Origin of the sequence: Burkholderia sp. ABCPW 111 (genome assembly GCF_000773065.1) — a bacterium.
In the GTDB taxonomy this organism is placed as follows: Bacteria; Pseudomonadota; Gammaproteobacteria; order Burkholderiales; family Burkholderiaceae; genus Burkholderia; species Burkholderia savannae.
In genome coordinates, this window is record NZ_JPWT01000001.1 from 21,126 (window position 1) to 42,194 (window position 21,069).

At 70.2% G+C, this 21,069-nt stretch carries 17 protein-coding genes and 1 pseudogene; 11 read left to right on the plus strand and 7 right to left on the minus strand.

Going from position 1 to position 21,069, the window contains the following annotated elements; genetic code table 11:
• Positions 1–45: 45 nt before the first annotated feature.
• From X946_RS00035 to X946_RS00050, 4 genes and pseudogenes are all read right to left on the minus strand, one after another.
• Positions 46–1,072, minus strand: a pseudogene (locus X946_RS00035) (MerR family transcriptional regulator).
• A gap of 581 nt (positions 1,073–1,653) precedes the next feature.
• Positions 1,654–3,378 carry an efflux transporter outer membrane subunit gene (locus tag X946_RS00040; protein WP_152611584.1) on the minus strand — a complete coding sequence of 575 codons (1,725 nt, stop codon included), beginning with the start codon at positions 3,376–3,378 and terminating at the stop codon, positions 1,654–1,656.
• 2 nt (positions 3,379–3,380) lie between these two features.
• On the minus strand, positions 3,381–6,551 hold the full coding sequence (locus X946_RS00045) for an efflux RND transporter permease subunit (protein WP_038742861.1): 3,171 nt from the start codon (positions 6,549–6,551) through the stop codon (positions 3,381–3,383).
• Positions 6,548–7,663: an efflux RND transporter periplasmic adaptor subunit gene (locus tag X946_RS00050; protein ID WP_038742863.1), complete on the minus strand. Its 1,116-nt coding sequence runs from the start codon at positions 7,661–7,663 to the stop codon at positions 6,548–6,550. Before X946_RS00050 ends, X946_RS00045 begins: the two co-directional genes overlap by 4 nt.
• Positions 7,664–7,860: 197 nt before the next feature.
• Here X946_RS00050 and X946_RS00055 point away from each other — a divergent pair, with 197 nt between their 5' ends.
• A complete protein-coding gene (locus X946_RS00055; protein WP_038742865.1) occupies positions 7,861–8,481 on the plus strand; it encodes a TetR/AcrR family transcriptional regulator in 621 nt (206 codons plus the stop codon).
• 229 nt (positions 8,482–8,710) lie between these two features.
• Here X946_RS00055 and X946_RS00060 read toward each other — a convergent pair whose 3' ends face one another.
• Positions 8,711–10,450: a ClcB-like voltage-gated chloride channel protein gene (locus tag X946_RS00060; RefSeq protein ID WP_060820745.1), complete on the minus strand. Its 1,740-nt coding sequence runs from the start codon at positions 10,448–10,450 to the stop codon at positions 8,711–8,713.
• 109 nt (positions 10,451–10,559) lie between these two features.
• Positions 10,560–11,630, minus strand: a complete 1,071-nt coding sequence (locus X946_RS00065) for a YeiH family protein (RefSeq protein WP_038742867.1) — start codon at positions 11,628–11,630, stop codon at positions 10,560–10,562.
• 114 nt (positions 11,631–11,744) lie between these two features.
• Here X946_RS00065 and X946_RS00070 point away from each other — a divergent pair, with 114 nt between their 5' ends.
• Complete coding sequence (locus tag X946_RS00070) at positions 11,745–12,647, plus strand: LysR family transcriptional regulator (RefSeq protein ID WP_038742869.1); 903 nt, start codon at positions 11,745–11,747, stop codon at positions 12,645–12,647.
• A 92-nt stretch (positions 12,648–12,739) separates the two neighbouring features.
• On the opposite strand, the gene X946_RS00075 is transcribed toward X946_RS00070, so the two are convergent.
• Positions 12,740–13,093, minus strand: a complete 354-nt coding sequence (locus X946_RS00075; protein WP_038742871.1) for an SdpI family protein — start codon at positions 13,091–13,093, stop codon at positions 12,740–12,742.
• Here X946_RS00075 and X946_RS32890 point away from each other — a divergent pair.
• From X946_RS32890 to X946_RS00115, 9 genes are all read left to right on the plus strand, one after another.
• Entirely contained in the window at positions 13,092–13,409 is a 318-nt protein-coding gene (locus X946_RS32890) for a hypothetical protein (protein WP_152611585.1), read from the plus strand. The two genes, X946_RS00075 and X946_RS32890, sit on opposite strands and share 2 nt — an antisense overlap.
• Positions 13,394–14,158, plus strand: a complete 765-nt coding sequence (locus tag X946_RS00080) for a TIM barrel protein (protein WP_038742873.1) — start codon at positions 13,394–13,396, stop codon at positions 14,156–14,158. The genes X946_RS32890 and X946_RS00080 overlap by 16 nt, the downstream gene beginning before the upstream one ends.
• 83 nt (positions 14,159–14,241) lie before the next feature.
• Positions 14,242–15,231 carry a sugar kinase gene (locus X946_RS00085; protein ID WP_038742875.1) on the plus strand — a complete coding sequence of 330 codons (990 nt, stop codon included), beginning with the start codon at positions 14,242–14,244 and terminating at the stop codon, positions 15,229–15,231.
• 85 nt (positions 15,232–15,316) lie between these two features.
• Positions 15,317–16,594 (plus strand): MFS transporter, encoded by a 1,278-nt coding sequence (locus X946_RS00090; protein ID WP_038742877.1) that lies wholly within the window; start codon positions 15,317–15,319, stop codon positions 16,592–16,594.
• Positions 16,595–16,598: 4 nt separating this feature from the next.
• Entirely contained in the window at positions 16,599–17,576 is a 978-nt protein-coding gene (locus X946_RS00095) for a 2-hydroxyacid dehydrogenase (protein ID WP_038742879.1), read from the plus strand.
• Positions 17,577–18,217: 641 nt separating this feature from the next.
• A complete protein-coding gene (locus X946_RS00100) occupies positions 18,218–19,261 on the plus strand; it encodes a LacI family DNA-binding transcriptional regulator (RefSeq protein ID WP_038742881.1) in 1,044 nt (347 codons plus the stop codon).
• 57 nt (positions 19,262–19,318) lie between these two features.
• Positions 19,319–20,107: a YhfC family intramembrane metalloprotease gene (locus tag X946_RS00105; protein ID WP_038742883.1), complete on the plus strand. Its 789-nt coding sequence runs from the start codon at positions 19,319–19,321 to the stop codon at positions 20,105–20,107.
• Between the two features lie 14 nt (positions 20,108–20,121).
• Positions 20,122–20,484: a DUF3022 domain-containing protein gene (locus X946_RS00110; RefSeq protein WP_038743292.1), complete on the plus strand. Its 363-nt coding sequence runs from the start codon at positions 20,122–20,124 to the stop codon at positions 20,482–20,484.
• Positions 20,485–20,510: 26 nt separating this feature from the next.
• A complete protein-coding gene (locus tag X946_RS00115) occupies positions 20,511–20,987 on the plus strand; it encodes a hypothetical protein (RefSeq protein ID WP_152611586.1) in 477 nt (158 codons plus the stop codon).
• Positions 20,988–21,069 lie beyond the last annotated feature (82 nt).

Consider the following 21,069-nt stretch of genomic DNA (forward strand, 5'->3'; position numbering starts at 1 on the left):
GCACGCTCAGCCGCCGCCGGGCCGGATCGCCCGGCGCGCGGCTTGTCAGCGCGCCTGCGTCAAAGATTGCATCGCCTCGCGCACGAAGCCGAGCAGCGCGTCGTCGGCGTACGTGCCCGTCATCAGCTCGGGCTCGTTCGCGAGCGCCTCGCGGAATTTGAGCTGCGTCGCCGGATCGTCGCCCGCGTAGCTCCTGAACAGCTCGAGCCAGCGCCGAGCGAGCGCGTGGCCTTCAGGCGAGGCGGGCGCGACGCCCGCTTCGATCGCGTCGCGGGCGTCCGCCATCAACTGCGGCCATTCCATCGCGCGCTTGCCGTAGTTCGCGCGCATGAAGCGCGTTTCCTCGGGCGACAGATAACGCTCGTAGATGCGCATCTTGGTTTCCGAAAACGCGCGCAGCACGTAGTCGCGCAGGGCGAGCGAGATGCCGACGTGCGCCTGCATCGACGGCTCCCGGTCGTGCATCAGGTTCAGCTTCGCGAGGAAGCGCGGGTCGCCGTTCGTGTCGCGCACGAGCATCGTCATCCAGCGGACCGACAGCGCGCACGCGCTCGTCCTCGGGCGCGACGCCCGCGTCCATCAGCGCGCGCGCCTCGTCGACGAGCGCGGCCCACTCCGGGGAGGGCACCTGGCTGTTGCGATACATCGGCAGGCGCGCGAGCTCTTCTTCGGAAAAGTACTTGTCGTACATGGTCATCAACTCCAGGGTCTTGAGCCAATCGGCCAGCTCGGGTTGCGCGCCGTCGACGAGCTCGCGGTGCAGTTGCGCGAGACGTTCGCGCAGACGCGCCGCCTGCTCGATCTGCCGGTCGAGCATCGCGATCTGCCGCGCGACGATCGACGTGAGCGGCGTGCCGGGCTGGGCCAGGTAGGCGCCGACGTCGGCGAGCGTCAGGCCGAAACGACGCAGCGCCTGGATCTGGTGGAGCCGGGCGATGTCGTTGCGGTCGTACAGCCGGTAGCCGTTGTCGGCGCGCGCCGAAGGCTTGAGCAGGCCGATCGCGTCGTAGTGGTGCAGCGCGCGGACCGTCAGCCCGCTGCGTTTCGCCAGCTCTCCGATCTTGAGCAGCATTCTTGCCTCCGTTTCATGCGCACCGTGGAGGATGAAACCTGACGTTGCGTGAGGGTCAAGCGGAATCGGCCGGCGCGGCGGCCGGCACCGGTCGAGGGCGGGACGCCGGGCAGCGCGGGCGTGGCGGGCCGACGTGGCGGGCCGCACGGCACGCCACTGCGTGCGCGATGCATTCGACGCGCGCTGCGGATGGTAACTGCTTGCCGCGCTTGCGTGAACGTATGCGCTCGGTGCGGGGCGTGCGCGCGACGCGCGAGTGGGGGCGAGGGCTTCGCGCGTCGTTCGGCGCGCGAGCGGGTGGGGCTCCGGTGGCGTTGCCGTCAATCGTCGTCGTTCGGCGCGTTCATCGTTTCTAGCGCGTTCAGCGACTGACGCGGCCGTTGTCTCGGCAACGGGGGCCGGAGCCGGCGGCCGCGCCGTCGGCCGCGCGCGGGCGGCGCGTCACGTCAGATGTCAAGCGCCCGACGTGTCCCCGGACGTGACCGATGCGCTCGCCCGGCCCGGCGAATTCGCCGGGCTCGAATCGGTCGTCGTGCCGCGCGCGCCCGTCGGCCCTGCTGCGTTCATCGCGTTCATCGCGTTCATCGGGGGCCGTCGGCCGGCTGCGTACCTGGCGCGTTTTCGCTGTTTGTTTCGCCGTTTGTCGCGACCATTGCGCCGGCGGCAGCGCCCGCCGCGCCGGACGCTCCCGCCGCGTCGACCTCGCCGGCCGTGCCGGGCACGTGCGCATCGCCGGCGTCGCCGGTCCGCTTGGCGTCGTTCGCGCGCTGCGTCGCGCCCACATCGTTCGCCCCGTCCGCGCCGCTCGCGCTCTTCGTGTCTTTCGCGTCCTTGCCGCCGTCCGTCGGCGTGCCCATTGCCTGAAAGAGCCGCGCGGTGTCGACGAGCCGCGTGCCCGTCGCGCGGATTTCGTCGAGCCGCGCGTTGCGGTACTGCTGCTCGCTCGCGCGCGCGGCCGAAGGCGGCAGCGCGCCGAGCCGCACGCGCGCCGCGGTGTCGTCGAACGCGCCGCGCGCGGCGACGGCCGAGCGGTTCGAAGCGTCGAGCGCGCTCGCGTCGTTGTCGAGCGCGGCGAGCTTGTCCGCGACGTCCTGGAACGCGGCGAGCACGGTCTGCTTGTACTGGTCGACGGCCGCCTCGTAGGTCGCGCGCGCCGCGCGGCGCTGCGCGAGCAGCGCGCCGCCGTGGAAGAGCGGCTGCGTGAGCGATGCGCCGACGCTCCAGATCGCCCCCGCGCCCGACAGCATCGCGGGCCAGTTGAAGCCCGCATGGCCCATCGACGCCGACAGCGACAGCTGCGGGAACAATTGCGCGGTCGCGACGCCGACCTCGGCCGCGGCCGCCTGCAGCCCGGCCTCGGCGGCGCGGATGTCGGGCCGCGCCTGCAGCAGCGTCGACGGCACGACGACGGGCACGTCCTGCGGCAGATGCAGATCGGCGAGCGCGAGATCGGCGCTCGCCTGATCCGGCGTGCGGCCGAGCAGCACGGCGAGCGCGTGGCGCGTCGTCTGCCATTGCTGGCGCAGCGCGGGCAGGCTCGCCTCGAGCGCCGCCGCGCTTTGCTGCGCGTTCAGCATGTCGGTGCGCGACGCCGCGCCGAGCCGATGGCGCGCGGCCGTGTCGTTCGCCTGCTCGCGCGCGAGCGCGACGAGCCGCTCGGTCGTCGCCACCTGCTCGGCGAGCGCGGCCGACGTCACGGCCGCCGTCACGATGTTCGCGGCGAGCGCGCGCCGAGTGGATTCGAGCTGGTACGCGGTTACGTCGACACGCTTCGACAGCGCGCGGTTCGCGAAGTGCGCGGCGCCGAACAGGTCGAGCGTGTAGCTCGCCTGCAACTGGCCCGCGAACACGTTGTAGAGCACCGTCTGCGGGCCGAACGTCGGCACGCCGAGCGCGCGCTCGCGCGTCGCCTGGCCGCCCGCGTCGATCGACGGCAGCAGCGAGCTGCCGATCTGCGCGCGCAACTGCTCGCGCGCGGCGGTCAGGCTCTTGTCGGCGGCGGCGAGCGTCGGGCTGTTGCGCAGGCCCTCGTCGACGAGCGCATCGAGCGCGGGCGACCGGTAGCGCTTCCACCAGTCGGGCACGGGCTGCGCGCCGACGTCGAAGCGCTGCGTGAGCCCTTGCGCCGCGGCCGTACGCTCGGGCAGCGGCGTCGCGCCGTAATGCGCGGGCGACGGCATCGCGGGCGGCGTATCGCTCGGCGCGAACAGCGAGCAGCCGGCAAGCGAGGCGGTGAGCGCGGCCGCGGCTGTCGCGCGCGGCGCGAGGCGGGCCGCGAACGGGAACGGAGAGATCGAGGCGCGCATGGTCAGGCTCCCGTGGGCGTGGCGGGCGGCTCCGGATCGCGCTCGTCAGGCTTCACGCGGAACCAAGTGGCGTAGAGCGCCGGCAGGAAGAAGAGCGTCAGCACGGTCGCGCTCGTGATGCCGCCCATCAGCGCGGTCGCCATCGGGCCGAAGAAGTTCGAGCGCAACAGCGGAATCAGCGCGAGCACCGCGGCCGCGGCCGTCAGCGTGATCGGCCGGAAACGCCGCACGGTCGCGCCGACGATCGCGTCGAAACGGCCGTGGCCGGCCGCGATGTCCTGCTCGATCTGATCGACGAGAATCACCGAGTTGCGCATGATGATCCCGAACATCGCGATCACGCCGAGCATCGCGACGAAGCCGAACGGCTTGCCGAACAACAGCAGCGTGCCGACGACGCCGATCAACCCGAGCGGCGCGGTCAACACGACCATCAGCACGCGCGAGAAGCTTTGCAGCTGGATCATCAGCAGCGTCAGCACGGCGATCGCCATGAGCGGCATCTGCGCGTTGATCGACGTCTGGCCCTTCGCGCTTTCCTCGACGGAGCCGCCGATCTCGATCCGGTAGCCGACGGGCAGCTGCGCGCGCAGCGCGTTCAGCTTCGCGTCGATCGCGTGCGTCACGTCGATGCCTTGCGCGCCCGCCGCCACGTCGGACTGCACGGTGATCGTCGGCTGGCGGTCGCGTTCCCAGACGACGCCGTATTCGAGCGTGTTGTGGAAGCGCCCGAGCGAGCCGAGCGGCACCGGGCCGTTCGGCGTCGGCATCGCGAGGCCCGCGAGGCTTGCCGGATCGACGCGCTGCGCGCGCGGCGCACGCAGATCGACCGCGATCAGCTTGTCGCGCTCGCGATACTGCGTGACCGTCGTGCCGGACAGCGTCATCGCCAGGAAGCTCGCGACGTCCTGCGACGTGACGTTCAGCTCGCGCGCCTTGTGCTGGTCGAGCTCGAAGCGCACCGAGCGCTCCGCGGGCTCGTCCCAGTCGAACTGGACGTTGACCGCGCGCGCATCGGCGCGCATCGTCGCCGCGACCTTCTCCGAGATTGCGCGCACGGTCGCGATGCTGTCGCCGCTCACGCGGAACTGCACCGGATAGCCGACGGGCGGGCCGTTCTCGAGCCGCGAGATCCGCGTGCGCGCCGCCGGGAACTGCTCGCGCAGCACGGGCGCGAGCCACGCCGCGAGCTTCTCGCGTTCCTCGACCGACTTCGTGGTGATCACGAACTGCGCGAAGTTCGGCAATTGCAGTTGCTGGTCGAGCGGCAGGTAGAAGCGCGGCGCGCCGGAGCCGACGAAGTTCACCGCATGGTCGATCTCGGGGCGCTTGTCGATCAACTTCTCGAGGCGCCGCGCCTGCGCGAGCGTCGCGTCGAACGATGCGCCTTCGGGCAGCCGCAGATCGACGAGCAGCTCGGGGCGGTCGGAGCTCGGGAAGAACTGCTGCGGCACGAGCGAGAAGCCCGCGAGCGCGACGACGAACAGCGCGCCCGTGATCGCGAGCACGACGAAGCGCCGCTCGATGCACCACTTGATCCACACGCGCAGCCGCGTGTAGAAGCGCGTGTCGTAGATGTCGTGGCCGTGCTCGTGGTCGTGCGCGGCGTCCGGGTGCGGCGCGCCGCTCGCGGCGTTTTTCGGCGGCGGCTTGCGCTCGGGCAGCATGTGATAGCCGAGCAGGGGAATCAGCACGACGGCCGCGAACCACGACGCGATCAGCGCGATCGCCGACACCTCGAAGATCGAGCGCGTGTATTCGCCCGTGCTCGACTTCGCGAGCGCGATCGGCAGGAAGCCGGACACGGTGACGAGCGTGCCCGTGAGCATCGGGAACGCCGTGCTCGTGTACGCGAACGCGGCGGCGCGCGCGCGGCTGAAGCCCTGCTCGAGCTTCACGGCCATCATCTCGACCGCGATGATCGCGTCGTCGACGAGCAGGCCGAGCGCGAGCACGAGCGTGCCGAGCGACACCTTGTGCAGCCCGATGTCGAACAGATACATGAACAGCGCGGTGACGGCGAGCACGACGGGAATCGAAATCACGACGACCATCCCGGTGCGCAGGCCGAGCGACACGAGGCTCACGATCAGCACGATCGCGATCGCTTCCGCGACCGCCTCGAGGAAGTCGTCGACCGAACGCGCGACCGCGTGCGGCATGCTCGACACTTCGGTGAGCCGGAGGCCCGCCGGCAGCTGCGCCTGCAACGCCTTCGAGCTTGCGTCGAGCGCCTTGCCGAGCCGGATCACGTCGCCGCCCGGCTGCATCGTGATGCCGATGCCGAGCACGGCTTTGCCGCTCGTGCCTTTACCGACCGTGCGCATCTGCGTGACGGGCGGATCGTCGTAGCCGCGCTTGATCGTCGCGAGGTCGCCGAGGCGGAACGTGCGGCCGTTGACGCGCACGAGCGTGTCGGCGATCGCGTCGACGCTTTCGTACTGGCCGCTCGGGCGGATGAACACGCGGTCGTGCGCGGCCGTCAGCACGCCCGGCGACGACACGTCGTTCTGTGCGTTGATCGCCTGCGCGATCTGTTGTGGCGAGATGCCGAGCCGCGCGATGCGCGTGTTGTCGATCTCGACGAAGATCCGCTGGTCGGGATCGCCGAAATAGTCGACCTTCGCGACGCCCGGCACGCGCAGCAGCACGACGCGCAGCTGGTCCGCGTAGTCGTGCAGCTGCGCGGGCGAGAAGCCGTCGCCTTCGAGCGTGTAGATGTTCGTGTAGACGTCGCCGAACTCGTCGTTGAAGAACGGGCCCTGAACGCCGGGCGGCAGCGTCACCGAAATGTCGCCCACTTTCTTGCGCACCTGGTACCACGTTTCCGGCACGTCCTTGACGGGCGCGGAATCCTTCATCGCGAAGAACAGCAGCGATTCGCCGGGGCGCGAATAGCTGCGCAGATAGTCGATCGCGGGCATCTCCTGCAGCTTGCGGCCGATGCGGTCGGTGACCTGTTCCTGCACCTGGCGCGCGGTCGCGCCGGGCCAGAACGTGCGGATCACCATCACGCGGAACGTGAACGGCGGGTCTTCCGATTGCGCGAGCCGCGAGTAGGCGAGGATGCCGGCGATCGTCGAGAGCGCGATCAGGTAGATGACGAGCGCCTGATGGCGCAGCGCCCATGCGGACAGATTGAAGCGCCCGCCTTCTTCTCGGCCAGCCGTCATGACGCGACGTCCTCCGGATGAAGCGGCGGCACCGCGCGCACCTTCTCGCCCGCGCTCACCGTGTGCACGCCTTGCAGCACGATGCGCTCGCCGGGCGCAATTCCGTTCGACACGGTCACCGTGCGCTCGTTGTAGCGGACGACGTCGACGCGGCGCAGCTCGAGCGTGTCGTCCTGCTTGCGCACGACCCACAGCGCGGGCGCGTTGCCCGCATGGAAGAGGGCCGTCGACGGCAGCGTGAAGAGCGTCTGCGCGCGCGCGTTGCCGGTGGCGTCGGGCGTGAACGCGACGTTCGCGGTCATGCCGAGCCGCACGGCCGGATCGGGCTGCGCGAGCGTGAGCTTCACGCGGTACGTGCGGCTTTGCGGATCGGCGGCGGGCGCGATCTCGCGCACGCGCGCGTCGAACGTGCGGCCGGGCAGCGCGGGCAGCGTGACGCTCGCCGCGTGTCCCGGCGTGAGGCGCGGCAGCTCGCTTTCCGGCGCGTCGGTGACGACGTCGACGTCGCCCGACCACGCGAGCTGGTAGACGGGCTGGCCGGCGGACACGTTCTGACCGGTGTCGGCCTGCTCGGCGGTGATGTAGCCCGCGTGATCGGCGACGAGCGTCGCGTACTGAAGCTGGTTCTTCGCGAGCGCGAGCTGTTGCGCCGCCTGGTCGCGCTGCGCGCGCGCGGACGCATGCGCGTTCTCGGTCTGCTCGAGCTGCGCGGGCGCGATCAGGTTCTCGCGCGCTTGCGCGCGGTCGCGCTCGAGCTGCTGCTGCGCGAACGTCAGCGCATGCGTCGCGGCGTCGAGCTGCGCCTGCGCGCTCGCCGCGTTCTTCGCGACGTCGGACGTGTCGAGCAGCGCGACGACCTGCCCCTTCTTCACGGCGTCGCCGAGGCGCACCTTGCGCTCGACGATCTTGCCGGCGATCCGGAACGACAGCGGCGTCGCATAGCGCGGCTGGATCTCGCCGGGCAGCGACACGGCGGCGGCGACGCCGTCCGCCTGGGCCGGCACCGCGACCACGGGGCGCGGCGCGCTCGGCGCGGCTTCCTTGCGGTGGCAGGCGGCAACGATGAGCGCGACGCCGATCATCAGCGCGGCGCGAGAACCGGAACGATTCACGGTGACCCCTCGGAACAGGAGAAAACGGAAAAACCGGCAAGCCGGATACGCTTGCCCGGCGTCGCGCGCGGCAAAAACAAAACAATCCGCGCGCACGTTGCCAACTTGCTTACAAAAACTTGGCTGAATTCTAATACAGGGTTGTATCTGGATGCAAAGGTGTTTCGATTCGCGAGAAGATGCTAGACTTCCCGGCCATGAAGCCGACCCGCCTGACTCGAGAACAAAGCAAGGATTTGACGCGCGAGCGTCTGCTGAGCGCTGCCCACGCCACTTTCACGAAGAAGGGGTATGTGGCCGCGAGCGTCGAGGACATCGCTTCGGCGGCGGGTTACACGCGCGGCGCGTTCTATTCGAACTTCCGCAGCAAGGCCGAGCTGCTGCTCGAGCTGCTCAGGCGCGATCACGAAGAGGCGGAAGCGGATATGCAGAAGATCTTCGAGAGCGGCGGCACGCGCGAGCAGATGGAGGCGCACGCGCTCGAGTACTACAGCCAGTTCTTCCGCAACAGCCCGGCGTTCCTGCTGTGGGGCGAGGCGAAGCTGCAGGCGACGCGCGACGCGAAGTTCCGCGCGCGCTTCAACGAGTTCGTGAAGGAAAAGCGCGACCGCTTCACGCATTACATCCTGACGTTCGCCGAGCGCGTGGGTACGCCGCTCTTGCTGCCCGCCGACGTGCTGGCGCTCGGGCTGATGAGCCTTTGCGACGGCGTGCAGTCCTATCACGCGGCCGACCCGCGGCACGTGACGGGCGATACCGCGCAGGAGGTGCTTGCCGGCTTCTTCGCGCGCGTCGTGCTCGGGCGCGCGCCGGACTGACGATGGCGGCGCGGCATTCGCGCGCGTGTCCGGCCGCCGCGTTTCGCACGGGCGTTTGACTTCGCCCGCCTCGACTTTTTTCAGGCGATTTTTCGCGCGAATCGCGTGCGATCGTCGCGCGTGGCGATCGCGCGCCGGCGGGCCTGCGTGGGGCGAATGAGCGATCGCGCCAACCGCCAACCGCCAACCGCCAACCGCCAACCGCCAACCGCCAACCGCCAACCTTTGATCAGCGTTCCAGGTCCGTGTTCATCCGACGATACGCGTCGAGCAGCGACGTCTTGTAGACGACGCCCGCGAGCGTCGGCTCGTCCTCGCGCTCGACGACGGGCAGCCGCTCGCCCTGGAACCGCATGAAGTGCTCGAGCGCCGTGCCGATCGGCATGTCGGGCGTGAGCAGCGGAAACGGCGTGTGCAAGTAGTTCGCCGCGCGCTTGTGCGTCGTGTCGCGCTTCTCGAGCAGATCGGACGTGATGTCCTTCAGCGCGACCGCGCCGCGAAAGCGCCCGGCGTCGTCCGTCACGTACAGGTACTTGACCGGGTATTCGAGGAACACGCGCGTCATGTCGGCGACGCTCGCCGTGAGCGGCACGACGGTCGCGGCCGGCTGGATCAGGTCGCGCATCTGCGCGGCGCGCAGCCGCGTGCGTTCCTCGTCGTCGCGGTGCCGGTGCAGCGTGATCTCGTACATCGACGTCCTGCCGAGCGCGCGCGCCGCGAAATACGCAACGACGCACGACACCATCAGCGGCAGCACGACCTGATAGCTGAGCGTCATCTCGAAGATCATCAGGATCGCCATCAGCGGCGCTTGCGTCGCGCCCGCGAGGAACGCGCCCATGCCGACGATCGCGTACGCGTACCACGCGGACACGTGCTCGGGCAAAAGCGCGTGCAGCGCGATGCCGAACAGCGAGCCGGCCACGGCGCCGACGAAGAGCGTCGGCGTGAAAATGCCGCCGACCGCGCCCGAGCCCGCCGTCGCCGCGGTCGCGATCAGCTTGAAGACGAGCACCGCGACGAGCGCCTGCCAGGTCCACGGCGAATGCAGGATCGCGTTGACGACGCTGTAGCCGTTGCCCCAGACGTCGGGCACCCACACCGAGATCACGCCGACGACGAGGCCGCCTGCCGCGAGCCTCACCGGCAGCGGCGCGGGCAGGCGCCTGAACTGCGTCTTCGACAGCTCGAGCAGGCGCAGGAACTGCGGCGCGGCCGCGCCGCACAGGAGGCCGAGCGCGACGAAGAACAGCACCTCCCAGCCGGCCACGGCGGGAAACACGGGCATCTCGTAAGGCGGCTTGTAGCCGGCGAACTCGCGCATCACGATGTTCGCGACGACCGACGCGACGACGACGGGCCCGAAGCTTTCCATCGCGATCGAGCCGAGCACGATCTCGCAGACGAAGAACGCGCCCGCGATCGGCGCGTTGTACGCGGACGTGATCCCCGCCGCCGCGCCGCACGCGACGAGCAGGCGCAGCCGCGGCGGATCGAAGTGCGCGAAGCGCCCGACGAGCGACGCGGCGAGCGCGGCCAGCTGCACCATCGGGCCTTCGCGGCCGATCGAGCCGCCGCTGCCGATCGTGAGGAGCGACGACGCGCTGCGCCATAAGCTCTGCCGCACGGGCACGACGCCGTCGCCGAGCGCGACGGCTTCCATGTAGTCGGTCTTGCTCTGCTTGCGTGCGCCGTGCTGCGCGACGAGCAGCACGCAGCCCGCGAGGAAGCCGCCCGCGGCCGGCAGCCAGAAGCGGATCTGCCACGGCAGGCGCTTCGCCATCTCGGTGAAGCTGCCGCTCGTGCCGGAAACCGCGCGCTGGATCAGCTCGATCCCTTCGCGGAACGCAACCGTCGCGAGCGCGCCGCCGATGCCGACGATCACCGACCACACGAGCATCGTGTGCGCGTCGGACAGCCGAAACAGGGTTTGCGCGCGGGTGCGCAGCTTGAGCAGGAACGAGAGCACGGCGGCAGTGGCCCGGCGGATGAAATCGAGCGGAAGAATAGCACCGCGCCGCGTGCGCGGGGCGAACCCGGCGGACGCGGCGCGGCGGCGCGGCGAGGAGGGCGGGCGGTCAGCCAAGCCAGCGCTCCGTCGCCCAGACGATCGCATAGCCGCCGAAAATCAGCCACGCGTAGAGGATGAGGCCCGTCATCAGCGCGCGGGGGCCGGCCGCGCGGATCTGCGACATCCGCGTCTCGATGCCGAGCGCCGTCATCGCCATCGTGAGCGCGAACGTGTCGAGCGCGTTGAGCGTGCCGATCGCGGCGGCGGGCAGCATCTGCAGCGAATTCACGACGACGAAGCCGAGGAAGCCGAGTGCGAACCACGGCACCGCGAGCTTGCGCGGCGCGCCGTCGCCGGCCGCTGGCGAGCGGCGCGCCGAGCGGGCGAGCCACGCGCCGAGCACGAGCAGCACGGGCACGAGCAGCATCACGCGGGTCATCTTGACGATCGTCGCGACGCGCGTGACCTCCGGGCCGGCGTCGCTCGCCGCGCCGACCACCTGCGCGACCTCGTGGATCGTGCCGCCGAAGAAGAGGCCGAGGCCCGTGGCGTCGAGATGCAGCCAGCCGGCGCGGTATGCGAGCGGATACGCGAACATCGACAGCGTGCCGAACAGCACGACGCTGCCGACCGCCATCGCGCTCTGGTGCGGCTTCGAGCGCAGCGTCGATTCGAACGCGAGCACCGCGGCCGCGCCGCAGATCGCGCTGCCCGCGGCGGTCAGGAGCGCGGTGTCGCGGTCGAGCTTCATCAGCTTGATGCCGGCCCAGGTGCCGACGGCGAGCGTGCTCGCGACGACGAGCGCCGACACGGTGAGCCCCGGCAGGCCGACCTGCGCGATTTCCTGCAGGCTCACGCGCAGCCCGAAGAACGCCACCGCGATCCGCAGCAGCTTGCGCGCGGAGAAATCGATGCCGGCCGCCCAGCTCGCGGGCATGCCGTCGCGCAGCAGATTGCCGTACAGCGCGCCCGCGACGATCCCGACGATGAGCGGGCTCAAGCCGAAGCGCGCGACGGCGGGCAGTTGCGCGACGCTCGTGACGGCGAGCGCGAACAGGCCGACGAACAGGATGCCGTTGAGCCGCCCGCGCAGTGACGGCGCGGCGGCGCTGAGCTGGGGAGAGGTGAGCGTGGACATGGCTTCGTTCGTTTCGTTCTCTGTGACGATGGGCCTAATCCTAAATTGGTTATATCGATATGAAAAATCGTGATTTGTAACGTAAAATATCCAAAAATCCGATATTTTCGACCGATGACCCCAGATCAACTGATAACGTTCGCGGCGGTCGCCGAGCACCTGAACATCAGCCGCGCGGCGCTCGCGCTGCATCTGTCGCAGCCCGCGGTGTCCGGCCAGTTGCGCCAGCTGCAGGACGAGTTCGGCGAGCCGCTGTACCAGCGCGACGGGCGCGGCGTGCGTCTCACGCCGGTCGGCGAGGCGCTCGCGCGGCACGCGACGCAACTGCGCGATACGTTCGCGCAGGCGCGCGCGTACCGCGACGCGGTGCGCGGGCTCGAGCGCGGGACGCTGCGGATCGGCGCGAGCACGACGCCCGCGAGCTACCTGCTGCCGTACCTGCTCGCCGCGTTCCATCCGCTCGCGCCGGACGTCGCGATCCAGACGATGAGCGGCAACACGTCCGACGTCGTCGCGGCGCTGGCGTCGCTCGACATCGCGCTGATCGAGGGCCCGCCCGGCGACGCGCTGCCGACGGGCACGTCGGTGCACGAATGGCGCGAGGACGAGATCGTCGCGATCGTGCCGTCGTCGCATCCGCTCGCCGCGCGCCGCGAGCAAGGCCGCGCGCGGGCGACGCTCGACGAGCTCGCCGCGTATCCGCTCGTGCTGCGCGAGGCGGGCTCGGGCGTGCGGCAGCTCGTCGAGCGCGCGTTCGCGCGCGCGGCGGCGCCGCTTGCGGTCGCGTTCGAAATCGCGGGCGTCGAGGCGGTGAAGGAGGCGGTGCGTGCCGGAATGGGCGTCGGCTTCGTGTCCGCGATGTCGCTCAGGCATGACGATGCGGCGCTCGCGATGGTGTCGATCGCGCCCGAGCCGCTCACGCGCCATTTCTCGATCCTCGTGCCGCATGGCGCGACGCCGTCGCGCGTCGCCAAGCGTTTTCTCGCGCTGTGCGTCGCGCAGGCCGATCCGGCCTGACGGGCGGCGCGGCGACGGCAGTCGCGCTGTCGGCGGCTCATCGGCCGCTCATCGGCGAGTGGCCGGCGAGTGGCCGGCGAGTGATTGACGCGTTAGCGGCGGCCGCCGTCCGGACGGTCGCCCCGCGGGCCGGGCGCGGCGAAGCAGAGCGCGGCCGGCACCGCGATTTCGACGACGAACGCCGCCAGCAGGGCGGCGTTCGGCACGCGCACGCCGCGCAGCCGGCAATATTCGACGGCGGCGATGAAGACCGCGCTCGTGCCCATCAGCGCGACGCCGAAGATCGCGTTGCGGCGATACCAGAGCGCCGGGTCGCGCAGCGTCGCGCGCGTTCTGACGCCGTAGAGGCGATTGGGGCCGACCCGCTTCGCCGCGAGCGGGATGGCGAGCAGGAAGAAGAGCGCGCTCACGAGCAGGTACGGGGCGCCATCGGAAAAATCGAGCATGCCGTTTGCTCCTGGGGGGCGGACAGGCGAACGAAGCGCCACGAAGTACAACGAAGCACAACGAAGCGGCGCGATCGGCTCGTTGCCGCGGCGTCCGGGCGGTTTGCCGCTGCTTATTCTGCACCGTCGGCGCGCCGCCTGCGCGCGGTCAACGCCGCAGGTTCACCGTCCGCCGCGCCTAGGGATTTCCACTATGGTTCGCCTCGAACGCTCGGCGCACTATTCGTCCGTTGATGAATGGAACCGGTTCCATTCATACGGTTTCGACAATATCCCGATCGAGAAGGAGGCGAGCCAAGCATGGTCGACATCGTGATCGTCGCGAGCGCGTTCGGCGCGGACGCGGTGCGCCGCGCGGGCCATCGCGCATTCGTCGCGGCGGCGGCCGACGCGGGCGCCGCGGGGTTCGAGGTGCGGCGCGAGCTGTTCGCGTCGGACGACGACGCGGCCGCCCCCGCGCTCGCGCGGCTCGGCGACGCGATCGCCGCGGCCGGGCTGTGGTCGGTGTATTCGACCCCCGCGACGCTCTACACGGACGGCGGCGATCTGAACCGCGACGCGCTCGCCGCGACGCTCGCCGAGGCCGACGCGCTCGGCGCGAGCTTCGTCAAGTTTCAGCTCGGCGGCTTCGCCGCGCGTCCGCACGCGGCCGAGATCGCCGCCGCGACGCGCGGCGCGCGCGCCCGCGCGCTCGTCGAGAACGGCCAGTTGCGGCAGGGCGGCGCGCTCGCGCAGTTCGAGTCGCTGTTCGCCGCGCTGCGCGACGAGCGATGCCCGACGCTCGTCGGCATGACGTTCGACATCGGCAACTGGCTGTGGGCGGGCGACGCGCCGCTCGCCGCCGCGCGCGCGCTCGCCGCGCACGTGGAATACGTCCATTGCAAGGCGGTCGACGGCGAGGGCGCGCGCCGCTTCGCGGTCGCGCCGAGGCCGGGCGAGCGCTTCTGCGACGACGTGCTCGCGCTGCTGCCGCGCACGGCGCCGCGCGGGATCGAGTTTCCGCTCGATGCGGCGCGCGTGGCCGACGACGCGTCGACGCGCGTCGCATGGCTCGCGGCCGCATGAGATCCACCCACTCGCGCCGGAGTCGGCCAAGCTCGACGCTTGCGCCGGCGCCAGGCCGTTGACCGAAGGAGTAAGCCAACACCATGCAAGCCCCGCTCGACGTTCTCACCTATGGCGAAGCGATGGCGATGTTCGTCGCCGCCGAGCCCGGCCCGCTCGACAGCGCGACGCAGTTCACGAAGCGCATCGCGGGCGCCGATCTGAACGTCGCGATCGGCCTTGCGCGCCTCGGCTTTCGGGTCGGCTGGATCAGCCGCGTCGGTGCCGATTCGTTCGGCCGCTACGTGCTCGACACGCTCGCGCGCGAGCGCGTCGACGCGTCGTGCGTGACGATCGACGCGCGCTATCCGACGGGCTTCCAGCTGAAGTCGCGCGCGACCGACGGCGCGGACCCGGCAGTCGAATATTTCCGCAAGGGCTCGGCCGCGAGCCGCCTGTCGCTCGACGACTACGCGCCCGGTTACGCGCTCGGCGCGCGCCACCTGCACCTGACGGGCGTCGCGCCGGCGCTGTCCGATTCGTCGCGCGAGCTCGCGTTCCACCTCGCGCGCACGATGCGCGCGGCGGGCAAGACGGTGTCGTTCGATCCGAACCTGCGGCCGACGCTGTGGCCGTCCGCGCACGAGATGGCGCGCACGCTGAACGCGCTCGCCGAGCAGGCGGACTGGGTGCTGCCGGGCCTCGCCGAGGGGCGTCAGCTGACGGGCCTCGACACGCCCGCGGATATCGCGGGCTTCTACATCGAGCGGGGCGCGCGCGGCGTGGTCGTCAAGCTCGGCGCGGCGGGCGCGTACTTCCGCACGGCCGACGGCCGCGAAGGCACGGTCGCGGCCGAGCGCGTCGAGCACGTCGTCGACACGGTCGGCGCGGGCGACGGCTTCGCGGTCGGCGTGGTGAGCGCGTTGCTCGAAGGCCGCGCGATCGACGACGCGGTGGCGCGCGGCAACCGGATCGGCGCGCTCGCGATCCAGGTAATCGGCGACTCGGAAGGATTGCCTTTGCGCGCGCAGCTCGATCGGATCGAAAATCTGAGCAATGCGCCGGATCGGCTAGAGGCGCCGCTCGTCCGATAAGCCGCCCGTCCCGACGCAGGACGGGCACAATCGCGGCGAATCCCCGCGTTTCATACGGCGCCGCACGACACTGGAGACTCACATCATGCCCGCAACGCTCGCGCTTCGCCGCTGGTGGACGATCATGCCGATCGTCTTCGTCACGTACAGCCTCGCTTATCTCGACCGCGCGAACTACGGCTTCGCCGCCGCGGCCGGGATCAATCAGGATCTCGGCATCAGCAAGGGGCTGTCGTCGCTGATCGGCGCGCTGTTCTTCCTCGGCTATTTCTTCTTCCAGATTCCGGGGGCGATCTACGCGGAGCGCCGCAGCGTGAAGACGCTCGTGTTCTGGAGCCTCGTGCTGTGGGGCGGCTGCGCGGCGCTCACGGGCATCGTGAGCAACATCCCGTCGCTGATGGCGATCCGTTTCCTGCTCGGCGTCGTCGAGGCGGCCGTGATGCCCGCGATGCTGATCTTCATCAGCAACTGGTTCACGAAGCGCGAGCGCTCGCGCGCGAACACGTTCCTGATCCTCGGCAACCCGGTGACGGTGCTGTGGATGTCGGTCGTATCGGGCTATCTCGTCCACGAGTTCGGCTGGCGCCACATGTTCGTCGCCGAAGGGCTGCCCGCCGTCGTGTGGGCGGTGTGCTGGTGGTTCCTCGTGCAGGACAAGCCCGCGCAGGCGAAGTGGCTCACCGACCAGGAAAAGCGCGATCTCGACGCCGCGCTCGCCGCCGAGCAGGCGGCGCTCAAGCCGGTGCGCAACTATCGCGAGGCGTTCCGCTCGCCCGCCGTCGTCAAGCTGTGCGCACAGTACTTCTGCTGGAGCATCGGCGTATACGGCTTCGTGCTGTGGCTGCCGTCGATCGTGAAGAACGGCTCGGCGCTCGGCATGGTCGCAACGGGGTGGCTGTCCGCGCTGCCGTATCTCGCGGCGACGATCGCGATGCTCGCCGCGTCCTGGGCGTCCGACAAGCTCGGCTCGCGCAAGGGCTTCGTGTGGCCGTTCCTGCTGATCGGCGCGGCCGCGTTCGCCGCGTCGTACGCGCTCGGCTCGGCGCACTTCTGGCTGTCGTACGCGCTGCTCGTCGTCGCGGGCGCGGCGATGTACGCGCCGTACGGGCCGTTTTTCGCGATCGTGCCGGAACTGTTGCCGAAGAACGTCGCGGGCGGCGCGATGGCGCTCATCAACAGCATGGGCGCGCTCGGCTCGTTCGTCGGCTCGTACGTGGTCGGCTATCTGAACGGCGCGACGGGCTCGCCCGCCGCGTCCTACGCATTCATGAGCGCCGCGCTCGTCGCGGCCGTCGTGCTCACGCTGTCGGTGAGGCAGGCGGGCGCGACGCCGCCGCTCGCCCATCCGTTGCAAGGAAAGTGAATCGATGAAGCATCGCATCGTCGTCTACAAGCCGCTCCCCGACGACGTGCTCGCGTATCTGCGCGAGCGCGCCGACCTAACCATCGTCGACGGCGCCGACGCGCTTGCGCGCGCGCTCGACACCGCCGACGGCGCGCTCGGCGCGAGCCTCGAGATCACGCCCGAGCTGCTCGATCGCGCGCCGCGGCTGCGCGCATGGTCGACGATCTCGGTCGGCTTCGACAATTTCGACGTCGCCGACCTGACGCGCCGCGGGATCGTGCTCGCGCACACGCCAGACGTGCTGACCGAATCGACGGCCGACACCGTGTTCGCGCTGATCCTCGCGAGCGCGCGGCGCGTCGTCGAGCTCGCCGAATTCGTGAAGGCGGGGCAGTGGCGGCAGAGCATCGGCGAGCCGCTCTACGGCACCGACGTGAACGGCAAGACGCTCGGCATCATCGGGCTCGGGCGCATCGGCGCGGCGCTCGCGCGCCGCGCCGCGCTCGGCTTCCGGATGCCGGTGCTCTACACGAACCGCAGCGCGAATCCGCAGGCCGAGGCGCAGTTCGGCGCGCGCCGCGTCGCGCTCGACGAATTGCTCGCGACAGCCGACTTCGTGTGCGTGCAAGTGCCGCTCACGCCGCAGACGCGGCATCTGATCGGCGCGCGCGAATTCGCGAAGATGAAGCGAAGCGCGATCCTCGTGAACGCGTCGCGCGGGCCCGTCGTCGACGAGGCCGCGCTGATCGACGCGCTGCGCGCGGGCACGATCCGGGCGGCGGGGCTCGACGTGTTCGAGCACGAGCCGCTCGCGGCGGATTCGCCGCTGCTGTCGATGAGCAACGTCGTCGCGCTGCCGCACATCGGCTCGGCGACGCGCGAGACGCGCCACGCGATGGCGCGCTGCGCGGCGGAGAACCTGATCGCGGCGCTCGACGGCACGCTGGCGCGCAACGTCGTCAACCGCGATGTGCTGCAGCGCGCGCAATCGGTGTCGTGAAGGTGGCGCGAACGTCCGGCGGATCGCGCGCGGCATGTTCGCCGCTCGCGATGGCGACGGACGCAAGCAGGGCGGAAGAAGAAGGGAGCGGTTCGTCATGCGCGCCGCGGCGCGTTTGGCGGACTTTTAGGAGTGTTCCGAATCGGCTCGCCGCATCGTATCCGATGCGGCGAGCCGTGTGCGCGGCGTCGGGCGCGGCCCGTTTCGCGTCGAGGCCGATGCCGAGCCCGGCGACGGGATTCGGTTGCCGAATCGTCAGCAGTCCGACAGCATGCGGGCTTGCCCGCGTACGCAGGATTCGATGCCGAGAACGCGATGATGCGCAACGCAGCGACCGTTCATTCGATTTGCGCCGCGCCCGGACGCCGGCGCCGCGCGGCCGCGCGACGCGCGTCCGGCGCGCGCGCCGCGCGTCCCTCCACGCTAGAGGAGGCCGTCTTGGTACGGTCCGATCGCCTGCGTTATGATCGCCCGCTAATTGTCGCGCAGCCGTCGCGGCAAGATGGGCGCTCGTGCGCCGTCCGTAGCTTTGCCGGGCCGGAATCGGCCGACAGGAGACATCGTCAGTTGGCCTTTCCATCCAACAACAATGACCCGCCCGTTTGCGAGGCGGCGCGGGCCGCTCGTTACGAGGCGCCACTGTGAGCGATCCACGAACTCTACCGTCGCGTCCCGCGACGATCAGCGATGTCGCCCGCGAAGCGGGCACCGGCAAGACCAGCGTCTCGCGCTATCTGAACGGCGAGACGAACGTGCTGTCCGCCGACCTGCGCCAGCGCATCGAGGATGCGATCGCGCGCCTGAACTACCGTCCGAACCAGATGGCCCGCGGCCTGAAGCGCGGCCGCAACCGGTTGCTCGGCCTGCTCGCCGCGGACCTGACGAATCCCTATACGGTCGAAGTGTTGCGCGGCGTCGAGGCCGCGTGCCACGCGCTCGGCTACATGCCGCTCATCTGCCACGCGGCGAACGAGCTCGAGATGGAGCGCCGCTATCTGCAGTTGCTGACCACCTACCGCGTCGAAGGGATGATCGTCAACGCGCTCGGGGCCGACGAGAACGCGCTGAGATCGCTGCGCGGCGGCGGCATTCCGACCGTGCTCGTCGATCGCAGCGTCGAAGGCTTCGCGACCGACATGATCGGCCTCGACAACGAGGCCGCGATCGAGATGGGCTTGCAGCATCTGTTCGCGCAGGGCTTCCGGTCGATTCATTTCGTCGTGCAGCCTTTCGAGCACGTCAGTTCGCGGCGGCTGCGCGAGGCCGCGTTCCGCGCGCAGGTTGGCGCATCGGGGCGCACCGTCCATCCGACGATCGTGCTCGAGCCGAAGGGTCCGGAGTCGACGCAGCGCGCACTCGCCGAGCTCGACGCGCGCATCGAAGCGGCCGCGGGCGAGCCGGTGCGGCCCGCGATCTTCGCGGCGAACGCGCCCGTCGCGCTCGTGATCGCGCGGCATCTGCACGCGCGGTACGGCGACGCGTGGCAAAAGCGCGCCGCGCTGATCGCGATCGACGATCCCGATTGGGCGGAGCTCATCGGCGTGACGACGATCCGCCAGCCGACTTACGACATCGGCTATCGCGCGGTCGAATTCGTTCACGAGCGGATCGACGGCGGCACGGGCGGCTTCCACGAGGCGCTGCTGCCGGGCGAACTTTGCGTGCGCGCGTCGACGGCGAGCTGAGTTGAGTATCATTCGGGGCACGCATCGCACCGGTGCGGGTTCCGAACAAGGATTGTCATGACCGTTGCTCCCGTCACGCTGGCGGCGCTCGTCATCGCCACGCTCGTCGTGGCGTTGCTGCCGATCGGCCTTCATCGATTCCTCCGCAAGCCGCTGGCGCTCGACCGGCGCGACGCGATCGTCGGCGTCGCCGTCTACACGGTGTTCGCGACGCTGCTCGAACGCGGCCTCTACGCGATTCTGCTGAGCCAGCCGTCGGCCGTGCTGTGGCTGTCGAAGCCCGTCACGTTCGCCGTGTTCGGCACCGTCGTCGCCGCGCTCTTCGAGGAAATCGGCCGCTATCTCGGGCTGCGCTTTCTCGCGAAACGCTACGGCCCGTCGGACGGCGACGCGCGCGGCTTGTCGAACGGCATCGGCCACGGCGGCGCGCAGGCGTGGTTCGTCGGCGTCGTCGTGCTCGCGCAATGGGTTTATCTCGCGTGGCTCGCGAACCGCGGCGAGCTGAACGCGCAGTTGTCGACGATGCCCGCCGACCTGGCGCTGCGCATCCAGGTGATGCTCGCGACGATGTCGCCCGTGTCGGTCGCGGTGTCGGCGCTCGAGCGCGTCGCGGCGTTCGTCGTGCAGCTCGCGCTGTCCGTGCTGATGTGGCGCGGCATCCGCGCGAACAAGCGCTGGATTCTGCCCGCGATGATCGTGCTGCATCCCGTCATTGATCTGCCGTCGATCCTGTATAACGGCGGCGGCGTGCCGTTCGAATGGATGGTCGCGCTGTATCTGCTGCTGACGGCGGGCTTCGCCGGCGCGCTGATGAAACTGTGCCGGCCCGCGCGCGCCGCACGCTGAACCGAAACGCGACGATGGACGATTATCAATACGACTGCGCGAGCGCCGAATTCGACGAGCTCGCGCGGGTGATCTGCGATCTCTTTCCCGAGCAGACGCGCTTTGCCGAACGCGTCGACGAAGCGGGGCGCTTTCTATCCGTGCACTGGCTCGCGATGCGCTTCGGCGCGACGCCGCGCAAGACGACGCTCGACGTGCGCTTCGCGGGCGCCGCGCTGCGGCGCTATCTCGCGCTCAGGCCGATGCAGCGCGCGCGCAGCCACGCGGTGCTGCGCGCGTACGTCGAGGCGACGCTCGGCTCGCTCGAGGAACGGCATGCGGCGGGCGAGGCGGTGCCGCGCGAGACGACGCTCGAGCTCGGCGACGAGTTCGCGTGACGGGTGTTGCGTAACGGGCGTGCGGCGTGCGTGATCGCCGCGCGCACGATGGCGGCGGCGCGCGCGCAAACGGGCGATCGGCGAACGCCGCGACGCATCGCCCGGGGCGCCGTTCCGATCCTGCCTGCCTGACTGCCTGCCTGACATCCCGGCGTAACGTCCCGCTCGAACCGCTCGCCTTGCTTCGCGACGTCGGTCTTCTCACGGGCCGAATCGACGTCCGGCTTCGGTCGGTTCGACGGCCGGCCGTTTCTCGACGCGGCGCGCTTTCCTTCCATTCGTCTTTTTCGCGACATGCGCGCGCGATCGCGAGCCGCGATGCATTTCGTTTCGCCTCATCTCATTTCGTCTCGCTTCACCTCGCGGCGCATTCGCGCGCGACGTTTCATGCAGGCAGCGATGCGCTCGACGCGGCGTCAGGCATCGGGATCGTTGCGAAGGCCGGCATCTTTCGGCCCGATCGCATCGGGGCGCGCGGAAAAAGACGCGTCGCGCCGGCTTGAAACCGGACCCGCACGGGCATCGCGCTTGCCGAGCTTGCCGCGATGCGCTCAAGATGCCCGCATCGCGGCCCGAGGGACCGAC

Coding starts and splice junctions, on each gene's coding strand:
- X946_RS00065 (WP_038742867.1), bottom strand. CDS start 11,630: ATGTCCACGCTCACCTCTCCCCAGCTCAGCGCCGCCGCGCCGTCACTG.
- X946_RS00070 (WP_038742869.1), top strand. CDS start 11,745: ATGACCCCAGATCAACTGATAACGTTCGCGGCGGTCGCCGAGCACCTG.
- X946_RS00110 (WP_038743292.1), top strand. CDS start 20,122: ATGGACGATTATCAATACGACTGCGCGAGCGCCGAATTCGACGAGCTC.
- X946_RS00045 (WP_038742861.1), bottom strand. CDS start 6,551: ATGACGGCTGGCCGAGAAGAAGGCGGGCGCTTCAATCTGTCCGCATGG.
- X946_RS00090 (WP_038742877.1), top strand. CDS start 15,317: ATGCCCGCAACGCTCGCGCTTCGCCGCTGGTGGACGATCATGCCGATC.
- X946_RS00080 (WP_038742873.1), top strand. CDS start 13,394: ATGGTCGACATCGTGATCGTCGCGAGCGCGTTCGGCGCGGACGCGGTG.
- X946_RS00105 (WP_038742883.1), top strand. CDS start 19,319: ATGACCGTTGCTCCCGTCACGCTGGCGGCGCTCGTCATCGCCACGCTC.
- X946_RS00055 (WP_038742865.1), top strand. CDS start 7,861: ATGAAGCCGACCCGCCTGACTCGAGAACAAAGCAAGGATTTGACGCGC.
- X946_RS00075 (WP_038742871.1), bottom strand. CDS start 13,093: ATGCTCGATTTTTCCGATGGCGCCCCGTACCTGCTCGTGAGCGCGCTC.
- X946_RS00040 (WP_152611584.1), bottom strand. CDS start 3,378: ATGCGCGCCTCGATCTCTCCGTTCCCGTTCGCGGCCCGCCTCGCGCCG.
- X946_RS00095 (WP_038742879.1), top strand. CDS start 16,599: ATGAAGCATCGCATCGTCGTCTACAAGCCGCTCCCCGACGACGTGCTC.
- X946_RS32890 (WP_152611585.1), top strand. CDS start 13,092: ATGCCGTTTGCTCCTGGGGGGCGGACAGGCGAACGAAGCGCCACGAAG.
- X946_RS00085 (WP_038742875.1), top strand. CDS start 14,242: ATGCAAGCCCCGCTCGACGTTCTCACCTATGGCGAAGCGATGGCGATG.